The organism is Paracoccus sp. MBLB3053 (assembly GCF_031822435.1).
GTDB lineage: Bacteria > Pseudomonadota > Alphaproteobacteria > Rhodobacterales > Rhodobacteraceae > Paracoccus > Paracoccus aurantius.
Genome location: NZ_JAVQLW010000002.1, coordinates 227504 through 245997, shown reverse-complemented (window position 1 = coordinate 245997; position 18494 = coordinate 227504). Strand labels below are relative to the sequence as shown.

The window sequence follows — 18494 nt, the reverse complement described above, 5'->3', positions numbered from 1 at the left end:
TGGTGGCCGGCTATCACCTTGCCACTTCGAATTTCGAAGACATAGCTGCCTGCCTGACATAACATTCAAGCCAGGGGCAGCGTAGCCGGCCTTTCGGTTCCGTATCGCGTTCCTGAGATGTTGCATGTTTAATCGGGCAGCCCCCGGGCGCCCGACATGGGCGCGGCATCGCGGGCCTAAGCCTTGCCGCTTAGGGAAGCCGGCTGGGCCCAAGGACGATATGACTGCCGATGCTGCTGCTCGCAGTGTCGATTGCGTTTCGAGCGCGGAAGTTTTCTTCCGCCTGGCAGCCGAGAGAACATCTGGAAATGGGTGCTCAGCATGCTCAATGACAGAAACTCCCGCCGACATTCCGTGCCGGTCTTGAACCTGGGGGCGCCGCCCCTGCGAGAACGGGTGGACAACATTCAGGTCCTGCGCTTCATGGGCGCGCTGATGGTCGTTCTCTACCATGCCAGCAAACCCCCGTTGGAGCGGCTGGGCTGGCAGGGTGGGACTGATTTTCTCGCCGCAGGGGTCGATATCTTCTTCGTCATTTCCGGATTCATAATGATCTTCACCACGCGCGGCTTTTCCAGGACGGTGGTCGAGTTCTGGATCGACAGGATCATCAGGATCGTACCGGTCTACTGGGCAGCGATCGCCGTGATCGTCCTGCTTTTTGCCGCCGGACTTCGCCCCAACGGTCTCATGGCATTCGATACATCAGACCTTCTCACCACGCTGTTTTTCATCCCCCATGTCAGGGCAGATGGCGCCTTCGCGCCGCTTCTGAATGTCGGATGGACGCTGAACTACGAAATGTTCTTTTATCTGGTCTTCGGACTGACGCTGTTTTTCCGCTCTCACATGGTTTCGCTCTCGCTGATCACGGCGCTGTTTCTTGGCCTGGTCGCCATCGGGCTATTCGCCGATTTCACCAATGCGACGCCACTCGCGGCATCGTATACCAATCCCATCATCCTCGAATTCCTGGCGGGATGCTTCCTGGGATACCTCTATACGCATCTTCAGCGCGCATCGCAGAAATCGGCGGCCACCGGCATTGCCTTGCTGGCGACAGGGTTCGGTGGGCTTGTCCTGGGAACAGCGATCACCCCGGTCGGAAGCGGGCTTGATCCGTGGCGCGCGATGAGCGCGGGGATACCTGCCGTCCTGATCGTCTCGGGCGCCCTCATGCTCGAACGTTCCGGGCGCAAACTGAGTGCAGGCTGGATGCAGTTCATGGGCGCGGCGAGCTATTCGATCTATATTTTCCACCTCCTCGCCTTCCAGTTCACCGGCAAGGTGATCGGCATCTTTGTCGACACCCAGTCCGCCCCGGCGGCGGTGCTGGTCGGGATCGCGCTGATCTACATCATTGCCGGTCTAACCGCAGGGTCCTTCGTCTATGTCCTGCTGGAGCGCCCGGTCGTGACCTGGCTGAAGCGGGTCTCGCGTGGGGCCGGCATTGGGCTTGGGGGATTTCGGCAGAGGGCTAGGTCAGAAGGCGTCGCTGCGCCTCCTCCCAAAGTTCCGCCGTTTCCCTAAGGATCCGCTCGGCGATCTCGCCTGGCAGCTTTTCCTGCCAAGCGTCGATCACGGATCTGCTGTCCCTTTCATGGCGATGCTGGACGGGCTTGCCGTTGGCCGCATTTTTTGTGCCGGAGCTTTCCCGCCGAACCTTGTCAGCTATGTCCGAGGTGAACGAAAGCCCAAGCTTCGCGAAGATCGCCTCGAAATAGTGCAATGGTCGCAGGCAAAGGTCATCATGCAGAATATAGGTCCAGTCCGGACGCCGACGCTGAAGGTCCAGCGTCTCGGCCGTGAAAAGCTTCCATTGCAGGATCAGATCGGTGAGCCTGTCTTGCACCGGGCCGTTGCGCGCCTCGATCTCGTCGCGAAGGCCGGCAAAGCCTTCGGGTACCGGATGTGGAAGCATGGCTTCGACTTCACTTTCCCACCCAAGCGAAAGATAGCTGGCAATGACACTGCAGGGATGGCGCACCATCACGATCACCTGCGCATCATAGGTGTCAGCCAGCCATTCGCTTGAGTAGAAGGCGATCGGATCCTTGATGCAGACCCTTCGGGGGCCAAAGAAATCTTGCCCCTGGCTGTGAAGTCGCCGGAACGCGAGCCAGCCTGGCGTGTAGCGTTTTTCTCCGGGGCGCCAGCGTTCTGCAATTCCGCGCATGGCCAGCGCGCTGCGTCGCGACAAGCGACCAAGCGCGATCAGATCGTCGATTTCCTGGCGGTGCGGGGCGCTGTTGCCGTCGGTCAGGCGCATGAAGCGTTCTGGCAGGCGAAGGCGGGCACCGACATCGTCATTGAACGGTTCGTAGATCAGGAATACCTCGCGCGCGGCGCCAATGACATTGCCTGTCCAGGTTGTGCCGCTGCGCGGGCAGCCGGTGACCAGTATCGGGCGATCGACCTGCACTGTCCCGCGACCTAGGAGAGCAGCTTGCGACAGACGGGCTCCAGTAGGTCCGCTGCGTCCTCGTGCATTTCCGGCGACGGATAATAGGCGTTGTAGGACCAGACTCCAGTGAAGTCAGGCCGATCATCTGACGTGTTGATGGTCGTCGGTTCGCCTGTGAAGCGGTCGATCAGCCGTTGCGGTGAGCCCCGCGATGAAACGCATTCCACGTAATGCGCAGCCTCGGGTGCTATCACGCGCATCATCTGTGAATTGACCAATTGCGGGAACTTGCCAAACATGGCGTGGACGTTGTCGTAGCGCTGCCACCACCAAACGAGCTTCTTGCCGCGATGCAGGCCCGGGCTTCGTTTCGAAAACCACAGCAGAATGATCGGCACCGTGATTTCAGCGAAGAGAGCCTGGTAGCTCGCGAGCCAATTGTCGCGGGTTTCGCGCAGTACCGCGCGCAATTCTTCCGGCGCATGGAACATGCGCAAGACACGAGCGGCCGGCGCCGGGATGCTGTCTAGAGAGTGCTGTTCCAAAAGTCGCCGGTAGGCCTCATCAGCCGAGAGCCGCCTGCCGCTTGCGCGTTCAACCAGGTATTCCAACCCGTTGCTCTGGAAAAGACGGTTATCCTCGCTCCGCCCAGACATCACTTGGACGATGGCAAAGCGACCCCGATTGACCACCTCGAGCAATTCCGGGTGGCGCAGGTAAAAGCGCGGCCCGGCACCGCCATACCCGAAATTGACGAACTCGATATTCAGCTTTTGATGCAGTATCTCCGGAAATGGCGTCCTGCAGAAGCAGCCGAGCGTCTGAGCGGCACCGAGGCATGTGGCATATTCGCCCGGCACCAATGCCGGCGCAGGACCCCGGAACGACAATCCGGATCGGCCATGTTCGTACATGTGGTAATCGACGATCTTCCAATCGCGGTTTTGGTAGCCCGACAAATGTTCGGTCGTTTGCTCGGCACTCATGGACGTGGTCATATTCACAATCTCCGAGGTCTTGCTGCATTGAAACCGGAAAACCGCTCGGCTGCCATGCGCGATCGGCCCTTCGACTAACCCTCGGGCCTGCAATCGGCCGAAAGGATCTGGTCAAGAGCTTCGCCCAAAGCCGGAAGATCTCCAGTTCTGGAAAAGTGATGATAATAGTTCGCCGCCGCCTCGGACGCTGCCTGAAGCCGACCGGGATCTCTCAGCAGTGATGTCATCAGATCAGGGTCCAGGGGGAATACGCAGCGCTCGTATCCGGCGGTCAATCCGGCACGCGAATCGTCCGAGGCAAAAACCGGCTTACGGTGGCGCAGTGCTTCGACGAGCTTGATGTTCAGGCCCGTTCCATGGGTCGGGGAAAGGCAGGCGCGCGATCTTGCATAGGTATTTTCCAGCTCCTCTGCGGACAGAAATCCCAAGAGAATCAGGTTCGGATTGAGCGTCGCCAGTTCCCTGATTTCGGGTCGGTCGCAGATCAGACCGCAGAGCGCGATCCGAAGGCTTCGAAGCCGTGGGCCATGGCTTTCGAACAGGCGCAGAAGCCCGTCGCGATTGATCACGTTTCCCGAGCCGGCAAACAGAAGATCGTAGTCAAGCCGTTCTTCCGGTGAATGTGGAATTGCGTCGACGGGCTGGTAGTCGGGGACATAATAGACCTTCGACGACGGCAGCATGTTGCGATAGAAATAGGCCTCATTGCCCGTGATCGCGACAAGGGCCCGCACGCTGGCCAGTGCCGCAATTTCATAGCGCAAGTTAAGAAGATGTTTCCATGAGATGAGAGAGGCACTGGTTCCCTTCACCCGCCGGAAATAGCGCAGGTCATGGGTCTCCACTACCGTTCTGTTCTCGTCGATGCCGTTCAACCGGGCGAGGCTGTCGACATAATTCACGACGTACAGCATGTTGCTGTTCCGGTCGCGGATCGCCGCGAAATTGGGGGCACGGCCCGGAATTGCCCAGCGATAGGCGTGTCGCGCAAGACCCGGCCAGGAAAGAACGACGAACTTCTTCAGCTTGTCGAAAAGCCGCAGCCCAATGCCGTCCGGATCGGAAACAAGGCGCAACTGCGGAAAGCGCGACGTCAGCGCGGCGGTTTCCTCGGCCGGCCAACCATTCCCGGCTGATTCGCCATAGCGGTAAAGCACGACGTCATCATATCGCCCACAAAGAAACGCAAGCAGGCCCAGCGTTCGAACCTGGCTGCCATTCGACGCGCTCGACAGGGTATCGCCGTAGTAGACAAGCACCGTAGGGGCGCTTTCACCATCGGATTGTCGCGCAGTCTCGCTCGGGGAAGAAGGCGTCGTCGAAACGCTGTTCGCGTCGAAGGACGTTTCCGAATTGTCTCTCATCTGCAAGGCACGGTTCTGGCCCCTTCCCGCCTGTCGCGTTCTTGCGGCTCTGCCGGACAGTCGGGTGGGAAAGGACGTGAACTGCATCATCCGTCGGTCCCCGCCAGATCGACCGTGTCGGCTTGTGTCTGCGCCGCCTTGGGGGGAACCTCTACTTCGACCACAAGCGTATCTCCGGGCATCATCACGTCTTCCGGACCAGCTACGATGGTCTTGATCGAGCCTCCTCGGCGCCGGTGTATGGTGTGCGTGATCGTTGGCCCGGCTTCCCCGGAAAGCGCGATGGCCAAGGGATCGCCCAGGATGAAGCTTTTCTGCAGCACGGTCCGGCGATTGTGCATCTGCCGCTCAAGTTCGGTGCGCAGGCTGGCAGAATCCTCGAGAAATGCCATCCTCCGATCGATGCCGGCCTGCGCGATGGTGCTGGCGATATCGGCCCGGCGCGTTCGGGCCTGTGACAAGGCAGCTTCGATATCGAGGACCTGGGCGCGTAGATCGGCCTCCATGCGGTCGACCCGAGCCATATCCGAGCGCGTCCTGAGCCCACGAGCGTCAAGCGCGTCGGCGGCGTCGCGTTCCTCTTGCTGCAAGGCGATCAGATCGTCCTGGACCTTGCTTCGTTCCATCAGGATGTCGATCTGCTTCTCGACATTGTCTAACTCGATTTGCCGCAGCCGACCCAACTCCGCCGCCGCCTGCCGTTCCTCGGTCAGGATGGCCCGCTCCCGCGACATGAGATGTTCGATGAGTTCCGCATCGAATTTTACCGCAGAAAAGCGTGGCCCGGGATCGAATGTGAAATCGTCTCGATCCTCGAGCTGCGCCTCGACCCTCGCGATCCGCACCAGCGTGCTCTGGATATCGGTCTCGATGATGCGCAGCTGGCCCGTAAACTGCGTTGCCTCGAGAGAAAGCGCGGTGCCGTCGAGACCGGTCAGCGCGATGCCACCGGCCATGGCTGTTGCTGCGTTTGCCGTCAGCGCCGGTGTGAAATCAAAGAGCCCGGGGGCGCGGACCGCACCGGTGACCAGAACAGGGGCATAGGTCGCAACTGACACGGCAACCTGCGGCGAAACGTAAAGGCCCGTCTCCCGCATCGCCGCGGAAAGCGCGGCCTCGGCCTCGTCAAGCGTCATGCCGTCGGCCGAAACCCGACCGAGGGTCGGCAATCTGAGCGCACCGTCCAGATCGATCTGAACTTCCCAGCGTTCCGGCTCGCCCAGGACCGCCACATCGAGCCTGTCACCGGGCACAAGCCGATAGGGCTCTGCCGCTGCTGAACAGGCGGCGCCGAAAACGAGCAGCAGCGCAGCCACCACTCGAAAACGGGTGAATGATGTCACGAAACGACCCAGACGTTTCATGCCCTTGCCTCGCTGCGACCCGCGACGGGATCGGATGCCTGGTGAAATTCGCCTATGCGTCTGCGGTTCACCTGGGTCAGCACGATACCCTGTGGCGCAATCCCGAACTCGGCAAGAGCGCCAAGACCCTGACGAACGACCTTCTTCGGCGTGCTGTCCCATTTTACCAGGTAGATAAGTGTCTCTGCCGAGCGCGCGACGACCAATGCATCCGCGGTGTGCAGCACGCTCGGTGCATCGACGAGGACGAGATCGTATCGTTCCGACAGTTTGTCCACGATGGCGCGGAACCGTGCCGGGTGAAGCATATCCGTGACGTTGGCCACGGGTTTGGCAACGGGCAGCACGTCGAATCCAACCGTCGCTTCCGACAAGATGGCATCATCAAGGGAAGCCTCGTCCCGCAGCACGGCCGCGAAATCCTTGGCGGGCCGCCAGCCGAAGGCCTTGCAAAGCGCTGCGCGACGGAAATCGCAGTCAACCACGATCACCCGGCGGCCCATGAGCGCGTTCATATGTGCCAAGGCCAGCGTGGTGTCTGTCTTGCCCTCGCCCGGCAGCGATGAGGTGATGTTGACGCTGCGCGGCGGTTCACCGACGCCAAAGATCAATGCCGTTCGGAGTTGGCGGATGCGCTCGCCGTAAACGCCATCGTCGGCGGCGATCAGCCCTCTCAGCGCGTCTGGCCCATCACGGCGCCGGCTGCGCGGCAGTGCCGCGAGAACCGGCAAGCGGGTTTCGCGCAAGACCTCAGGGGTCGAATGGAACGTGTTCGAACTCAGCTCCATCACCAAGACCAGCCCGAGCCCCAGACCGGCCCCAGCGACCACAGCCGCCGAGATCAAGAGCTTAGAGCGCGGATAGGATGGCGCCCCGGGCGGAAGTGCATATTCGATGACCTTGGCTTCGGCCTGCGCCAGGGCTTCATGGGCGCGGGTCTCCTTCAGGCGCGACAGCATGTTTTCGTAGACCGTGCTCAGTGCCTTGGCCTCGCGTTCGAGATCTCGCAAGTCGGTGGAAGTGCCGGAGATCGACGAGACACGTTCCTCAAGCGCCAGCACATCGGCAGCCACTGATCTCTGACGAATGCCGGCCACCTCGACCTCTCTCGCGAGCCCCTTTATGAGGTTGCCAATCTCGGCGGCAAGACCTTCCTCTGCACGGGCAATTTCGGCCGCGACGCGCATTCGGTCGGGATGTTCGGGGCCATAGCGGCTGGCCAGATCCGCCTGATGGCGCAGCAGCGCGGCGTGGTTCTCGCGCAGATTGAGAACCAGCGTAGAGGAAAGCACATCGGCCGCCGCAGTGAAACCTTCCGTTTCGACGAGTTGCCGGATCTGATCGTAGCGCGCCTGTGCCTCGGCGTAGTCGGCACGCGCTGCCGAGAGCTGCACCGACATGGCCCCAAGTTGCTGCGAGGCGGTCTCAACGCCTCCACCGTCGGCGGTCAGCTTCTCGGCCCTGCGGGCCTCGATCGCCGCTTCAGCCGTTGCGACCTGCTCGCGCAGATCGGCAACGCGGGTCTGAAGCCACCGCGTCGCGCGGCGAGTTCCTTCGATACGTTCCTCAAGCTGGGTGGCGATATAGCGCTCGGCTATGGTGTTGACGAGCAGCGCCGCAACCTGCGGATCCTCGGCGCTCGCTGAAATGGAGATGACGTAGGAATTGCCCAGTTGCTCGATGGTGAGATAGCCGCGCATCTGCCCCACTATCCGACGGTAGAGGTTGTCGGTGGGGCCAACTGGCCGAACATCGGGATCTGCCTGCTCAACCTGACTGTCATCGGGCAACGGCGTTGCCACCTTTGTCGCCCCCTCCTCCCCTTCCAGCAGCATCGTCACGCGTTCGATGGCTCTATTCAGACGAACCGTCCAGCCTTGCTCTGACATTCTTCGCGGATCGAACTCCATCAGGTTCTCGACACCGATCTCGCGAACTGTGGATTCAAGAAGGACGCTCGACCGGATCAGGGCCACCTCGCTTTCGATCACGGGATTGCTGAGATCGAGATCCGAGACGACCTCTTGCGAGGTAACGACCCGTGTTTCGCGCGGATTAAGCATGATCCTCGCGATGGCGCTATAGCGCGGCGTTACGAAACTGACGACAATCGCGACGAGCATGCCGAGAAATATCGCCGAGCCCACAATGATCCATTTTCGGCGCCAGATGCTCCGAAGGAGATCGAACAGGTTTATGATGTCCCCGTCGTCGCTGCCAACCGGCGGAGTGTCCCTGACACTCTCGGACAGCCGCGGTGGCGGTGCTTGAGTGTTCATTTTACCTGTCTAACATCATGGTTATCACCATCGGCTACCATTAACATCAGTTCCACTTTGCCGCATTTGCGCCGTGCTCAACAACTGAACCCGTTAGCCCGGTTCAGATCAACGCTAGATGCGCAAAGCGCTTTCGCGCAATCAGAACCTGCCACACTTCGATCGTCCGTGAATAAATCATAGCGCAAATTCGGCGATCGCGATGTCACAATTGTTTTGCCGGATTGATCCCAACCCCGAGCAAGATATTTGATTAAATCACGGCATCAAATGATGAATATCAGTGCATTACGCGTTACCAAGGAAGTGCGTTATTGCCTTGCTGATGGGAGCGAATCGTGTACCCGGTTGGGCACGCAAAATCACTCGGCAGCCGAGCGGAGGGATTGTCGATTGGCCGCTTCGTCAATCGCGATCAGGAGACCAGAGCGAAACGCCTCATTTGAAAAACCTTGGGCATGGCGCACGATTACATCGCGATCAAAGTGCATGGTCTCGAACTTTTCGACGGCGCCGCGCAGGGAGACGGGATCGGCTTCGGCGAAGAAAGTTCCGGTTTGTCCGTCACGAACCGTGTCGAGCGCGCCGCCCGAGCCGTAGGCGATGACCGGCAGACCACAGGCCATGGCCTCGACGGGTACGATCCCGAAATCCTCCTCTCCGGGAAAGATAAGCGCTTTTGCCCCCCGGTACAGGTCACGCAGTTCGCCGTTGGATACGCGGCCTCGGAACTCGATCTCGTCGCTTGACCGGCGCATCAATGCGGCGCGCTGTTCACCGTCGCCGACGATGACCAGGCGCTTTCCCGTTCCACGAAACGCATCGATCGCCAGATCCATGCGCTTGTAACCGACCAGTTCAGACACCGCGAGATAATATGGCTCTGCCCCGGCGGGCCCCGGCGAGTAAAGCTCCAGATCGACCGGCGGATGCACGACCTGCGCAGTGCGGCCCCAGTAGCGGCGGATGCGGGACGCGGTGAAACTGGAATTTGCGATGATGGAATCGACGCGCGCTGCCGAAGCAAAATCCCATTGCCGCAGCCGATGGGTCAATTGCGAGAAATATCTCCGACCAATCGGACCGAGGCTTGCCCTGTATTTGGGATAATGATCGTAGATATAACGCATGGGGGTATGGCAATAGCAGACATGAAGGGCGTGTGGAGGCGCAAGGACTCCCTTCGCAGGGCCTGATTCCGACGAGATGATCAAGTCGTAATCCGTCAGGTCCAATTCCTCGAGAGCACGCGGCATAAGGCCAAGATATTTCTGGTAATGCTTCTTGGCACCGGGGAAACGTCCAACGAAGCTTTCGGTTATCTTGTGGCTCAGGATCTGGTCCGAAACACGCGCGGGATCGAGCACATGCGTGAATATATCAGCCTCCGGATAGCATTGGAGGATCTGCTCAAGAACCCTCTCCCCCCCTCGCATGCCAACGAGCCAGTAATGGATGACGGCTACCCGCATCTCCTGCTCCACTCCGACTCGTCACTCGCACATGGGGGCCTGAAGCCTTCAAATGCATTATGCGCTATATGTCGGTCACAACCAATTCCGCAGTCCCTTCAGGCCGCCCGAAATCCGCCTTCGTCATGTCGGCTGCGTAAACACAGTGCAGAATATCTGATGCCGCAGGCCGAGATCCCGACTACCGGACCGAGGTTTGCCCGTGTGTCTCAGTGCCCGACGCGATTTCCGACTTCGGTTTCTTCCGCCAGAGGGGACGGGCCAGCGGCCCCAAGCTGGTCCCGCGTCTGCGAGATGACGAGCGCCGATATGGGAAGATATGCAAACCGCCCCTGGCGACCCACCGGTGTGATCCCGAAGTCCATCAGACGCTCGATCCCCTGTTCGACCGTTGGTCCGCAGCCCTTGCGATAAAGCGGATAGGCGTCCTCGACAATCTCATATCCCTCGAGCGTCAGATCATGGCCGAAGATCCCGAACTGGGCGACATGGCGGCGAAAATCGTCGAATGCGGCAGCGGCATCCTTTGCCTCGTGCTTGCGCTGCGTGATCTCGACGGCAAAATAATGTCGGCCCTGCTCGACCCCGTAGATCCGCGAATAGCAGGTAATGCGCTTCCATCTCCCGAGCGGGTGGAAGTTGAACAGCACATTGCCCTCGAACCCGGTTATCTCGGAGACGCTGACGAACAAGGTGACAAGGTCGATGCTTTCCAGCCCGAGCCCGGTCCCGAACAGCATTTCGTGCATCGTATCCAGGGGGATCGCTCCCACCACATGATGGGCACTGACGGTGCCCGCGGCGGTCGAGACATGAAAGCGCCCCTGCTCTCGCGCGATATGGTCTATGTCGCATTCCATGAGAAACCGGACGCCTTTCGCCTCAAGCTGGCTGCGCACAGCGCCGTAGAACTTGTCGAAACCGTCGCGGGGCCTCACGAACAGCGGACGGGGAGGCTTGGGCTTTTCGCGGGTGCGCGCCACAAGGCGCAAGGCGACTCGCGCCAGGGCCCTTGGCCGCACTTCCTGAGCGACGAATCTCATTCTTCGCTGACAGAAAAGCACGTCGATCTGCGCCGGATCCTCCTGATGGAAACGCGCAATGTAGTGCTTCAGTCCGGAGGTTTCATAAGCCGTCTTGCCGATACGGGACCTGCAAAACGCCTCGGCATCCTGTGGCGAACGGATGATCGTCCTGTCGCGGGCAAGATCCAGAACTGCCTGCATCTGCCGCAGGCGGGACCAGCTCAGCACTTCCTTTGGCTCGAAAGGATAATGTCGGATCTGGCCATCCGGAGCGATCCTGGCCTGGCGCCGAAATGTCGTCGTGCAAAGCTCCTTCACGCCTGGGAACATAGCGAAAAAAGGGTGTGCCTGTTCGAAGAAAATACTGCCGGCGTCGAAAGTGTAGCCTCCGATATTGGTCGAGCGATGCGTCCCTCCGCATTCCGCAGAACGATCTATCACCACGACATCATGACCTGCCCTGTTCAGTTCGTAGGCTGCGGTCAGGCCAGCCGCGCCCGCGCCAAGAACAACGAATTCCGCGCTCATCTGCGTGGGGGGACTTGGCGGCTCGGGCGGAAGCCGGTCTGTTCGAACAGTTCCATCCACGGTTTCGCTCCAGATGGAGGAAAAACATATGAGGCGCGCGATGAATGATTCGCGCAACCGGAATCCCGATCCGATCCCAACTCATGCCCCGGGCCTTCGCGGGCGCGTTGCTCTTGATCTGGCTCGCATAGCAACCCCGCGATCCAAGACCTGGTCGGGCAATTCCCCAATGTCGACGCTTGATCCGAAACCCATGCCCGAGACAGTCGCACGAAGCTGACTGCACCGGAATGCCGGCAAACGGTTAAGCCCGCTTAGAGAACAAGGTCTTCGACCACTTCCCAAAGCCGCGCTCCGGCACGCTCCCATGAAAAGAAACGTGCGCGTGCTTCGGCGGCGGCCGAGCGTGCTTGCCTTCGTGCAGGATCGCGAAACGCAATTACAGCATTTCGCCACGCCACCGTGTCTTCCGGGTCGATCAGCAACGCCCCCTCGGCACATATCTCCGGCATTGCCCCCGCATCGGCCGCAATTACCGCGCATCCGAGGTTCATGGCTTCCAGCGGCGGCAGGCCAAAGCCTTCTGTCCGGGACGGAAAGAGGAACATGGCGGCGTGACTGTAGAGCGCGCGCAGTTCTGGATCACTGACCGGACCCAGGAAGCGGATATTGGCTGGTGGGGGCGATGCGAGGTTCTTGTAGCGGTCAGGCGGTGGCCCGCCAGCAATCACGAGTGGAAAGTCTGCCAGATCGCGATGGGCAAAGGCGTCGAAAAGGCGGGCAATGTTCTTGTAGGATTTGGCAGAACCGATCGCCAAGGCATATTCCTTGGGGCGAAGCCTATGCCGGTCAAGAACTGCATTATCGGGTCTGACCCGCAGCAGGTGATCGGTCCCGTTGTGAACCACCGATATCTTATCAAGTGGCGCAACCCGATGGCGGGCGAGGGAGTCCCTTGCGAATTCGGAAACGGTCAGGACCTTTCGTGCCCGCCGCGCGATCAGGGGCAGCAGGGCGCGGTAGGCGACTGCCTGTCGGCCAGAGTAATCCTCAGGATAGAGATAGGTCTGTGCATCGTGGATCATGACCACGAAGTTTGGATGGATCGCCGGAGCGAGATTGCAGAAGTTCAACAGAAGATGTTTGCGCGTTGCCAAGGGCAGGGAAATCATTTCCCAAGCCTGTCCCATGCCCAGCGGGCTGCGAAGGACAATGGGCTCGAGGGTCGAAAAGGTCGAATCTTGCGAGAGATTGCGTGGTGCGATGATGTCGACGTTCAAGTCTGTCGTGCGATGCGCAATCATTGCCTCGGTGTAAAGCGCTGCAGTGCGATGAACGCCGTTGAGCGGTGCGCCGAGAAACTTGCCGTTTATCGCAACTGTTTTCATTGGATCGTCCTAGCCAGAATTTCACGCAAGCCCCTGATATAACTTGTTTCACCAATCGTGTAATCGCGTGATTCTTACGACAAAAACTCTACGTTTCACGCAATGCAAAGCCATGCATCGCGTTATTTGAATCGGAGGCAGTCATTCATTGAAATCGGATGAGATCCGACCTCATTGCCATTCAAGGATCCGCTCCGGATCGGCCCTGCCGAGGCAAAGATCGATGATGGCCCGCCAATTCCCGCGCAACCTTCCGCGGCGATCTATCCAGGGCTCGGGCCACAGCGCGCGCGCGTGGTTCGAAAGCAAGTTGCGAAGGCAGAGTTTGAGCGCAAAGCGGCCCTTCATGGATCCTTTGCGCCAGAGATACACCGGATTGGCAATCTGACTGTAGCCGAGGAGGCGGCCACGCTCGCGGCCGCGTTTGATGCCGCAATGCACTCCGACCAGACCGTCGGTCACGATCTTTCGCCCGGGAATGCGGGCTGAGAAATCGATATCTTCCTGCCAGCCATAGAGCGGGAGCCTCTCATCAAAGCGAATCTCACCGATCGCGGTGGATCGGAAGGCCATGTTGCATCCGTATAACCCAATTCGGGTGGCGAGCTCGCGCGGCGATGCGACAGCCTCGGCGGTCTTTGCTTCTGCATCCCAACAATCGATGATCTGACCTGCCATCTCGAGTTCCAGCCCCGGCCCGCCAATACCATCGGCCAGCAAGGTACCGGTGAGGCCCGTCACTTCCGGAAAAGCCTCGAATGTGCGCGCGATGCCCAAGAGCGCAGAGCTTGATGGGATGAAATCGTCATCGAAGAAGACCATGAGGTCCGTCTCTCCGAGGACGGCTTCCATCCCCCTATTTCGTTGGCGAGGCAGGCCCTTATCCGAAAAGAGCAGCTGCACGGGAGGGGCATCGGTGCCGGTCTCGGGCCAAGTCGATGGCAGATCTTCCGGCCTTGTGACACAGAACACGACCCTGTCGGGCAGAACGCGCTGCAAGCAGAGCCGACGCCACAGGAAGGCAACACATTCGGGCCGGCCTACGGAACTTATAACCACAGCAATCCGCGGCGGTTGCTCCAAGCCATCATCGGGAAATTCGACAATATTCTTCACGCGGCACAACCGATCACTCGTGAACTGTGAGGCCAGTATTGGCCGTTGAAGGCGTTCAATCAAGCAGGACTTTCTTTCCGGAGAATTTGGCAATTCTCCTTGAGCCTGCCTCATAAAATAGCAAATGGAAGACAGAGACGACAAGGCGCGAGGTTGATTTAGCAAAATTCGCTCAGTGGCATGCGAAACAAAAAATTAAATTTTTTCAGACGGATAATGCATTTTGAACTGATTGTCATTTAAAGTCTGGATGCGATATCTATTCGTATCCCTTGAGAATCATTTATTGGAACGCCGATTTTTTGTAAACTTGCTCCCCGGTTTCCTAGTGTTTTGGTTTGATGGAGCGTACTTCGATGGACTCTCTTTCGCTTGACGGGTTTTCCGAAGAACTGGTCACTGATCGCACCGGCATTGAAGCGGATTTCCAACCGATCTCAATGGCCTTTCTGCCGGACAATCGAATTCTGCTGCTGTCCAAGACAGGCGTCATTCGCATCGTCGATCCGGAATCTGGAAACAGTAGCATTTACATGACGCTGAATGTTGATGCGGACTTTGAAAAAGGGCTGCTCGACATCACGCTCGATCCGGACTTCGAATCGAACGGACTCTTCTACCTCTACTTTACGCCGGGTGACTCTCCGCTTACCCCGGTCATCGCCAAGTTCCAGCATGTCGAGAACGATGGTGGGCTGACATCGGAAGGCGATGTCGGGAGCCAGGAAATCATCTGGCAGGATACAGACGGATATCTGCGCTGCTGCCACTATGGCGGCGGTCTTGACTTCGGTCCCGATGGCAAGATCTGGCTGACAACTTCAGACAAGTTCAGAACCAGTACTCCGGGGGAAGGCTCGGGCTATGATCTGGACCTGATGCTTAATCTCGCCTCAAGTTCGGGAAAGATCATTCGCATCAATTCCGATGGCACCATCCCCGACGGCAGTGATGGCTGGGCGGCGAACCCGTTCATCGACGGGCCCGGCGGCAATGACGATTCGATCTGGGCCTACGGTTTGCGTAACCCGTTCCGGGCACGTTGGGATTTCGAATACGGACAGATGTACATCGGCGAGGTGGGCGGAAATCAGCAGGACCTCGCGCATGAAGACCTTCACACGGCAAGCCTGGATCAGGCCGGCGCTTTCTATGGTTGGCCGTTCTATGAGGGAACGACCAACACATATGTGAACGGCGGACTAAGCGAATATGACCCGAACGACTTTCCGGCACCCGATGACGACATCGCAAGCGTCGCGGAAGGAGATTATTACTCAGCGCCGATATGGTCGCTGGCGCATAACGGCGAACGGGCCTCGATGACCGCAGGCGAAGTCTATCGCGGCTCCATGTTTCCCGAGGAATGGAATGGCGTTTTCTTTTATGGCGACTACACGCGTACTCATATTCGATATCTGGTTCTGGACGAAACCGGGACAGAGGTGCTTGGCGACTTCGCTTTCAAACCCACGTCCGACTTGCCGGACAAGGCCAATTCGGTAGCTTGGGTCGGCGTCGGCAATGACGGCGCGCTTTACTGGGCCGAGATCGGAACCGGCGAAGTCAGGCGCATCGTCTATGAGGGCCCCGGCACCACTAATTCCGCGCCCATCGTCACATCATCGGACGTGGATCCAGAAATCGGCGGACTGCCGCTCGAGATCACCTTCAACGCGATCGTCACTGATCCCGATGGCGATGCGCTGACCTATACCTTGAATTTCGGCGATGCCAGCGGGCCTATCGTTGGCAATGTCGGATCGAATGGCGTTGTCTCGGTCAGCTATACCTATACGGCTGACGGCCGCTACCTTGTTTCCTTCAGTGTCACGGATGGCAGCAGGACCACCTTCTCACCGGTCTATGAGATTCTCGCGGGAGACGTGAATTATCCTCCAGCGATCAGTGGAGAAGGTGCCAGCACCGGCGTTGCCGAACCGGGAGACACCGAGGTGACCTTTAGCGCCACCGTGTCCGACCCCAATGCAGACGCGATGACCTATACTTGGCATTTCGGCGACGGGCACAGCGTTTCGGGTCAAGTGCCGGCCGATGGCATTGTCACCGCGAGTCACGTCTTCGAGGCCGAAGGCAGTTTCGATGCCTATCTTGAGGTGAGCGACGGGACGGATTCGACGATTTCGGGCGACGTGACCATCGTGGTCGGAGAAGTCCAAGAGGTGCCTGTTACGAACGGTTTGTCGCTTCTGCTGCAGTCCAACATCAAGATCGGGCTGACGGCAGGGAGCACCGTGGTGTCCTGGCTTGACGGTTCCGGCAACGGCAACAATCTGATCGCTCAGGGCAATCCGCAGCTTTTGGCCGACCAGACGCCGACAGGGCAGCCGGCGATTGTGTTCGATGGCAGTGAGGATCTGCTCGAACGCGTTCACGATAATGACCCGATCCTGAACCTGCCTTCGGGCTCATCCGACCGCACGGTCTTTCTCGTCGTCGACTACATCAATCCCAATTATAGCGTCTCCGGCGTGGCATATGGGGATGGCGGCCGAAACAAGACCTTTGGTGTGGTCAACAAGCAGGGCGAACTGGCGGTGCAGGGATATGGCGGCGCCAATGATTTCTCCACCGGTGTGGATGGATTGCAGGGCGGCTTCCTGGTGCAATCGGCAATCCTGTCCGCAGGCACACTGTCCCAGTACCGCAACGGTACCTTGATCGATACAGACGCGCACAGCTTCAATACCCAGATCGAGCGCCTGATCATCGGTGGCGAAATCAACGACAAGGGTCAATCGGAAATGAAGGTCGCGGCGGTGCTGATCTACAACCGCGCCCTCTCTGAATCCGAACGCGTGCAGGTCGAGAATTTTTTGAAGACGACCTATATCTCGGGACCCGCCCTCGACACGCCACCTGTCGCGAATGATGATCTGGACATTACCGTGATGGCAAATTCGTCGATCGAGATCGACGTGCTGGCCAATGATCTGGACCCGGACGGAGATTCCTTCCAGTTTCTTGAGGTCAGCGCACCTGGCAACGGGACGGCAGAAATCAACGACAACGGCACCCCCGATGACTTCTCGGACGATTTCGTCGTGTACACGCCTGATAGCGATTTCTTCGGGACGGACGGGTTCATGTATACCATTGTCGGAGATGATGGCTCTGACTCGGCGGTTGTGAGCATTACCGTCACGCCGTCGGCGGACATGCTTCCCCCTGATGCGGTCGACGACAACGCAACGACGGAAAGAGACACTGCCGTTCTGATCAGCGTTCTCAGCAACGACACCGATCCGACCAACGACCCTCTCACGATCACCTCGTTCACGCCTGCCCTGCACGGGACGGTCGAGATCTTTGACAACGACACACCCGGCAATCCGAATGACGACCAGATCCTATATACGCCCAATTCAGGCTTCGTAGGCGAAGACAGCTTCTCTTACACGATCGCCGATGACGACGGATCCGACACGGCTGTCGTGACGGTTTCCGTCGCGCCGCCGCCTGGCAGCTCGCTGCCGGTTGCCCTTGACGATACTGCCATGACCCCCGAGAACGTTGCGGTTCTGATCGACGTCATGGGCAACGACTATGATGATGACGGCGATCCCTTCACGATCACTGCCTTCACTTCTGGCAGCAGTGGAACCGTCACGATTGACGACAACGGGACGCCGACGGATGCTACTGACGACCGGTTGCTTTTCACGCCGAATAGTGGGTTCGCCGGAACAGCGCAGTTCACCTATACGATCACCGACGATGACGGAAGTGATACGGCGACCGTCAGCGTCACTGTGGGCACTGCAAACATCCCGGTCGGCGAGGGCCTCGTTGCAGCATTTGAATCTGACATGCAGGTCTCGACGACAGGGGGGAATGTGGTTGTCGGTTGGATCGACAGCGCTGGACTTGGCAATGATCTGGCAGCCAGCGGCAATCCGCTTCTGATACAGAACGCGACCCCGACCGGAGCTGCGGCGATCAGGCTGGACGGCGTTGACGATTTCCTTGAAAGAACAAATGCCTCGGGTGAAACCTTGCATCTGTTGCCCTCAGGGTCTTCGGACAGGACAATGTTCTTCGTGCTGGACTACGGGGGAACGCTTCGGCAGCCCGTTGGCTTTGCCTATGGGGACAACTCCGGGAACGAGACGTTCGGCTTGACCTCCGCAGGACGCAAGCAGGCCATGCTGCTGCAGGGATGGGGTGGCAGCAATGATTTCGACTCTGGCGTCCCGAGTTCGGGGTGGGTCGTGCAATCGGTGGTGCTGGAAGACAACGTGTTCGAGCATTACCTCAACGGTGAGCTTATCGACATCGGCACACACCAATTCGCCACCGACCCACAGCGGCTGGTGATAGGTGAGGAAATCGGGGGTGCAGGAAGAAAACCCATGGATATCGGCGCGGCCTTTATCTTCGACGAAGCCCTTTCGGATGAAGACAGGATGGCGATGGAGACCTATTTGCAGCAGAAATACATCAACGACGAATTTGTCTTCGCGTAACGGGCTGTGGGCCGGGCTATGATGCTGCCTCCATCCGGCGATCGCATACACTTCGAACGCGTGGGCGCG

Annotated in this window: 11 protein-coding genes; 2 read left to right on the top strand and 9 right to left on the bottom strand. The window is 59.0% G+C overall.

Going from position 1 to position 18494, the window contains the following annotated elements:
- Positions 1 to 321: 321 nt before the first annotated feature.
- Positions 322 to 1530 carry an acyltransferase family protein gene (locus RGQ15_RS15330; RefSeq protein ID WP_311161404.1) on the top strand — a complete coding sequence of 403 codons (1209 nt, stop codon included), beginning with the start codon at positions 322 to 324 and terminating at the stop codon, positions 1528 to 1530.
- On the opposite strand, the gene RGQ15_RS15325 is transcribed toward RGQ15_RS15330, so the two are convergent.
- The 9 genes from RGQ15_RS15325 to RGQ15_RS15285 all read right to left on the bottom strand — a co-directional run bounded on the left by RGQ15_RS15325 (position 1478) and on the right by RGQ15_RS15285 (position 13644).
- Positions 1478 to 2422 carry a sulfotransferase gene (locus tag RGQ15_RS15325; RefSeq protein ID WP_311161402.1) on the bottom strand — a complete coding sequence of 315 codons (945 nt, stop codon included), beginning with the start codon at positions 2420 to 2422 and terminating at the stop codon, positions 1478 to 1480. The two genes, RGQ15_RS15330 and RGQ15_RS15325, sit on opposite strands and share 53 nt — an antisense overlap.
- An 11-nt stretch (positions 2423 to 2433) precedes the next feature.
- Positions 2434 to 3402, bottom strand: coding sequence for a DUF6473 family protein (locus tag RGQ15_RS15320; protein ID WP_311161401.1), 969 nt, complete (start codon positions 3400 to 3402; stop codon positions 2434 to 2436).
- A 74-nt stretch (positions 3403 to 3476) separates the two neighbouring features.
- The gene (locus RGQ15_RS15315) at positions 3477 to 4766 is read right to left on the bottom strand and encodes a glycosyltransferase (protein ID WP_311161400.1); all 1290 of its coding nucleotides are present in this window, start codon (positions 4764 to 4766) and stop codon (positions 3477 to 3479) included.
- 86 nt (positions 4767 to 4852) lie between these two features.
- The gene (locus RGQ15_RS15310; RefSeq protein ID WP_311161399.1) at positions 4853 to 6130 is read right to left on the bottom strand and encodes a polysaccharide biosynthesis/export family protein; all 1278 of its coding nucleotides are present in this window, start codon (positions 6128 to 6130) and stop codon (positions 4853 to 4855) included.
- The gene (locus RGQ15_RS15305) at positions 6127 to 8409 is read right to left on the bottom strand and encodes a GumC family protein (RefSeq protein WP_311161398.1); all 2283 of its coding nucleotides are present in this window, start codon (positions 8407 to 8409) and stop codon (positions 6127 to 6129) included. Before RGQ15_RS15305 ends, RGQ15_RS15310 begins: the two co-directional genes overlap by 4 nt.
- Positions 8410 to 8771: 362 nt before the next feature.
- A complete protein-coding gene (locus RGQ15_RS15300; RefSeq protein WP_311161735.1) occupies positions 8772 to 9845 on the bottom strand; it encodes a glycosyltransferase in 1074 nt (357 codons plus the stop codon).
- Positions 9846 to 10090: 245 nt separating this feature from the next.
- The gene (locus RGQ15_RS15295) at positions 10091 to 11434 is read right to left on the bottom strand and encodes an FAD-dependent oxidoreductase (protein ID WP_311161397.1); all 1344 of its coding nucleotides are present in this window, start codon (positions 11432 to 11434) and stop codon (positions 10091 to 10093) included.
- 314 nt (positions 11435 to 11748) lie between these two features.
- Positions 11749 to 12822 carry a glycosyltransferase family 4 protein gene (locus RGQ15_RS15290; RefSeq protein ID WP_311161396.1) on the bottom strand — a complete coding sequence of 358 codons (1074 nt, stop codon included), beginning with the start codon at positions 12820 to 12822 and terminating at the stop codon, positions 11749 to 11751.
- A gap of 171 nt (positions 12823 to 12993) precedes the next feature.
- On the bottom strand, positions 12994 to 13644 hold the full coding sequence (locus RGQ15_RS15285; RefSeq protein ID WP_311161395.1) for a glycosyltransferase family 2 protein: 651 nt from the start codon (positions 13642 to 13644) through the stop codon (positions 12994 to 12996).
- A gap of 650 nt (positions 13645 to 14294) precedes the next feature.
- On the opposite strand from RGQ15_RS15285, the gene RGQ15_RS15280 reads away from it, so the two are divergent.
- Positions 14295 to 18425, top strand: a complete 4131-nt coding sequence (locus RGQ15_RS15280) for an Ig-like domain-containing protein (protein ID WP_311161394.1) — start codon at positions 14295 to 14297, stop codon at positions 18423 to 18425.
- Positions 18426 to 18494 lie beyond the last annotated feature (69 nt).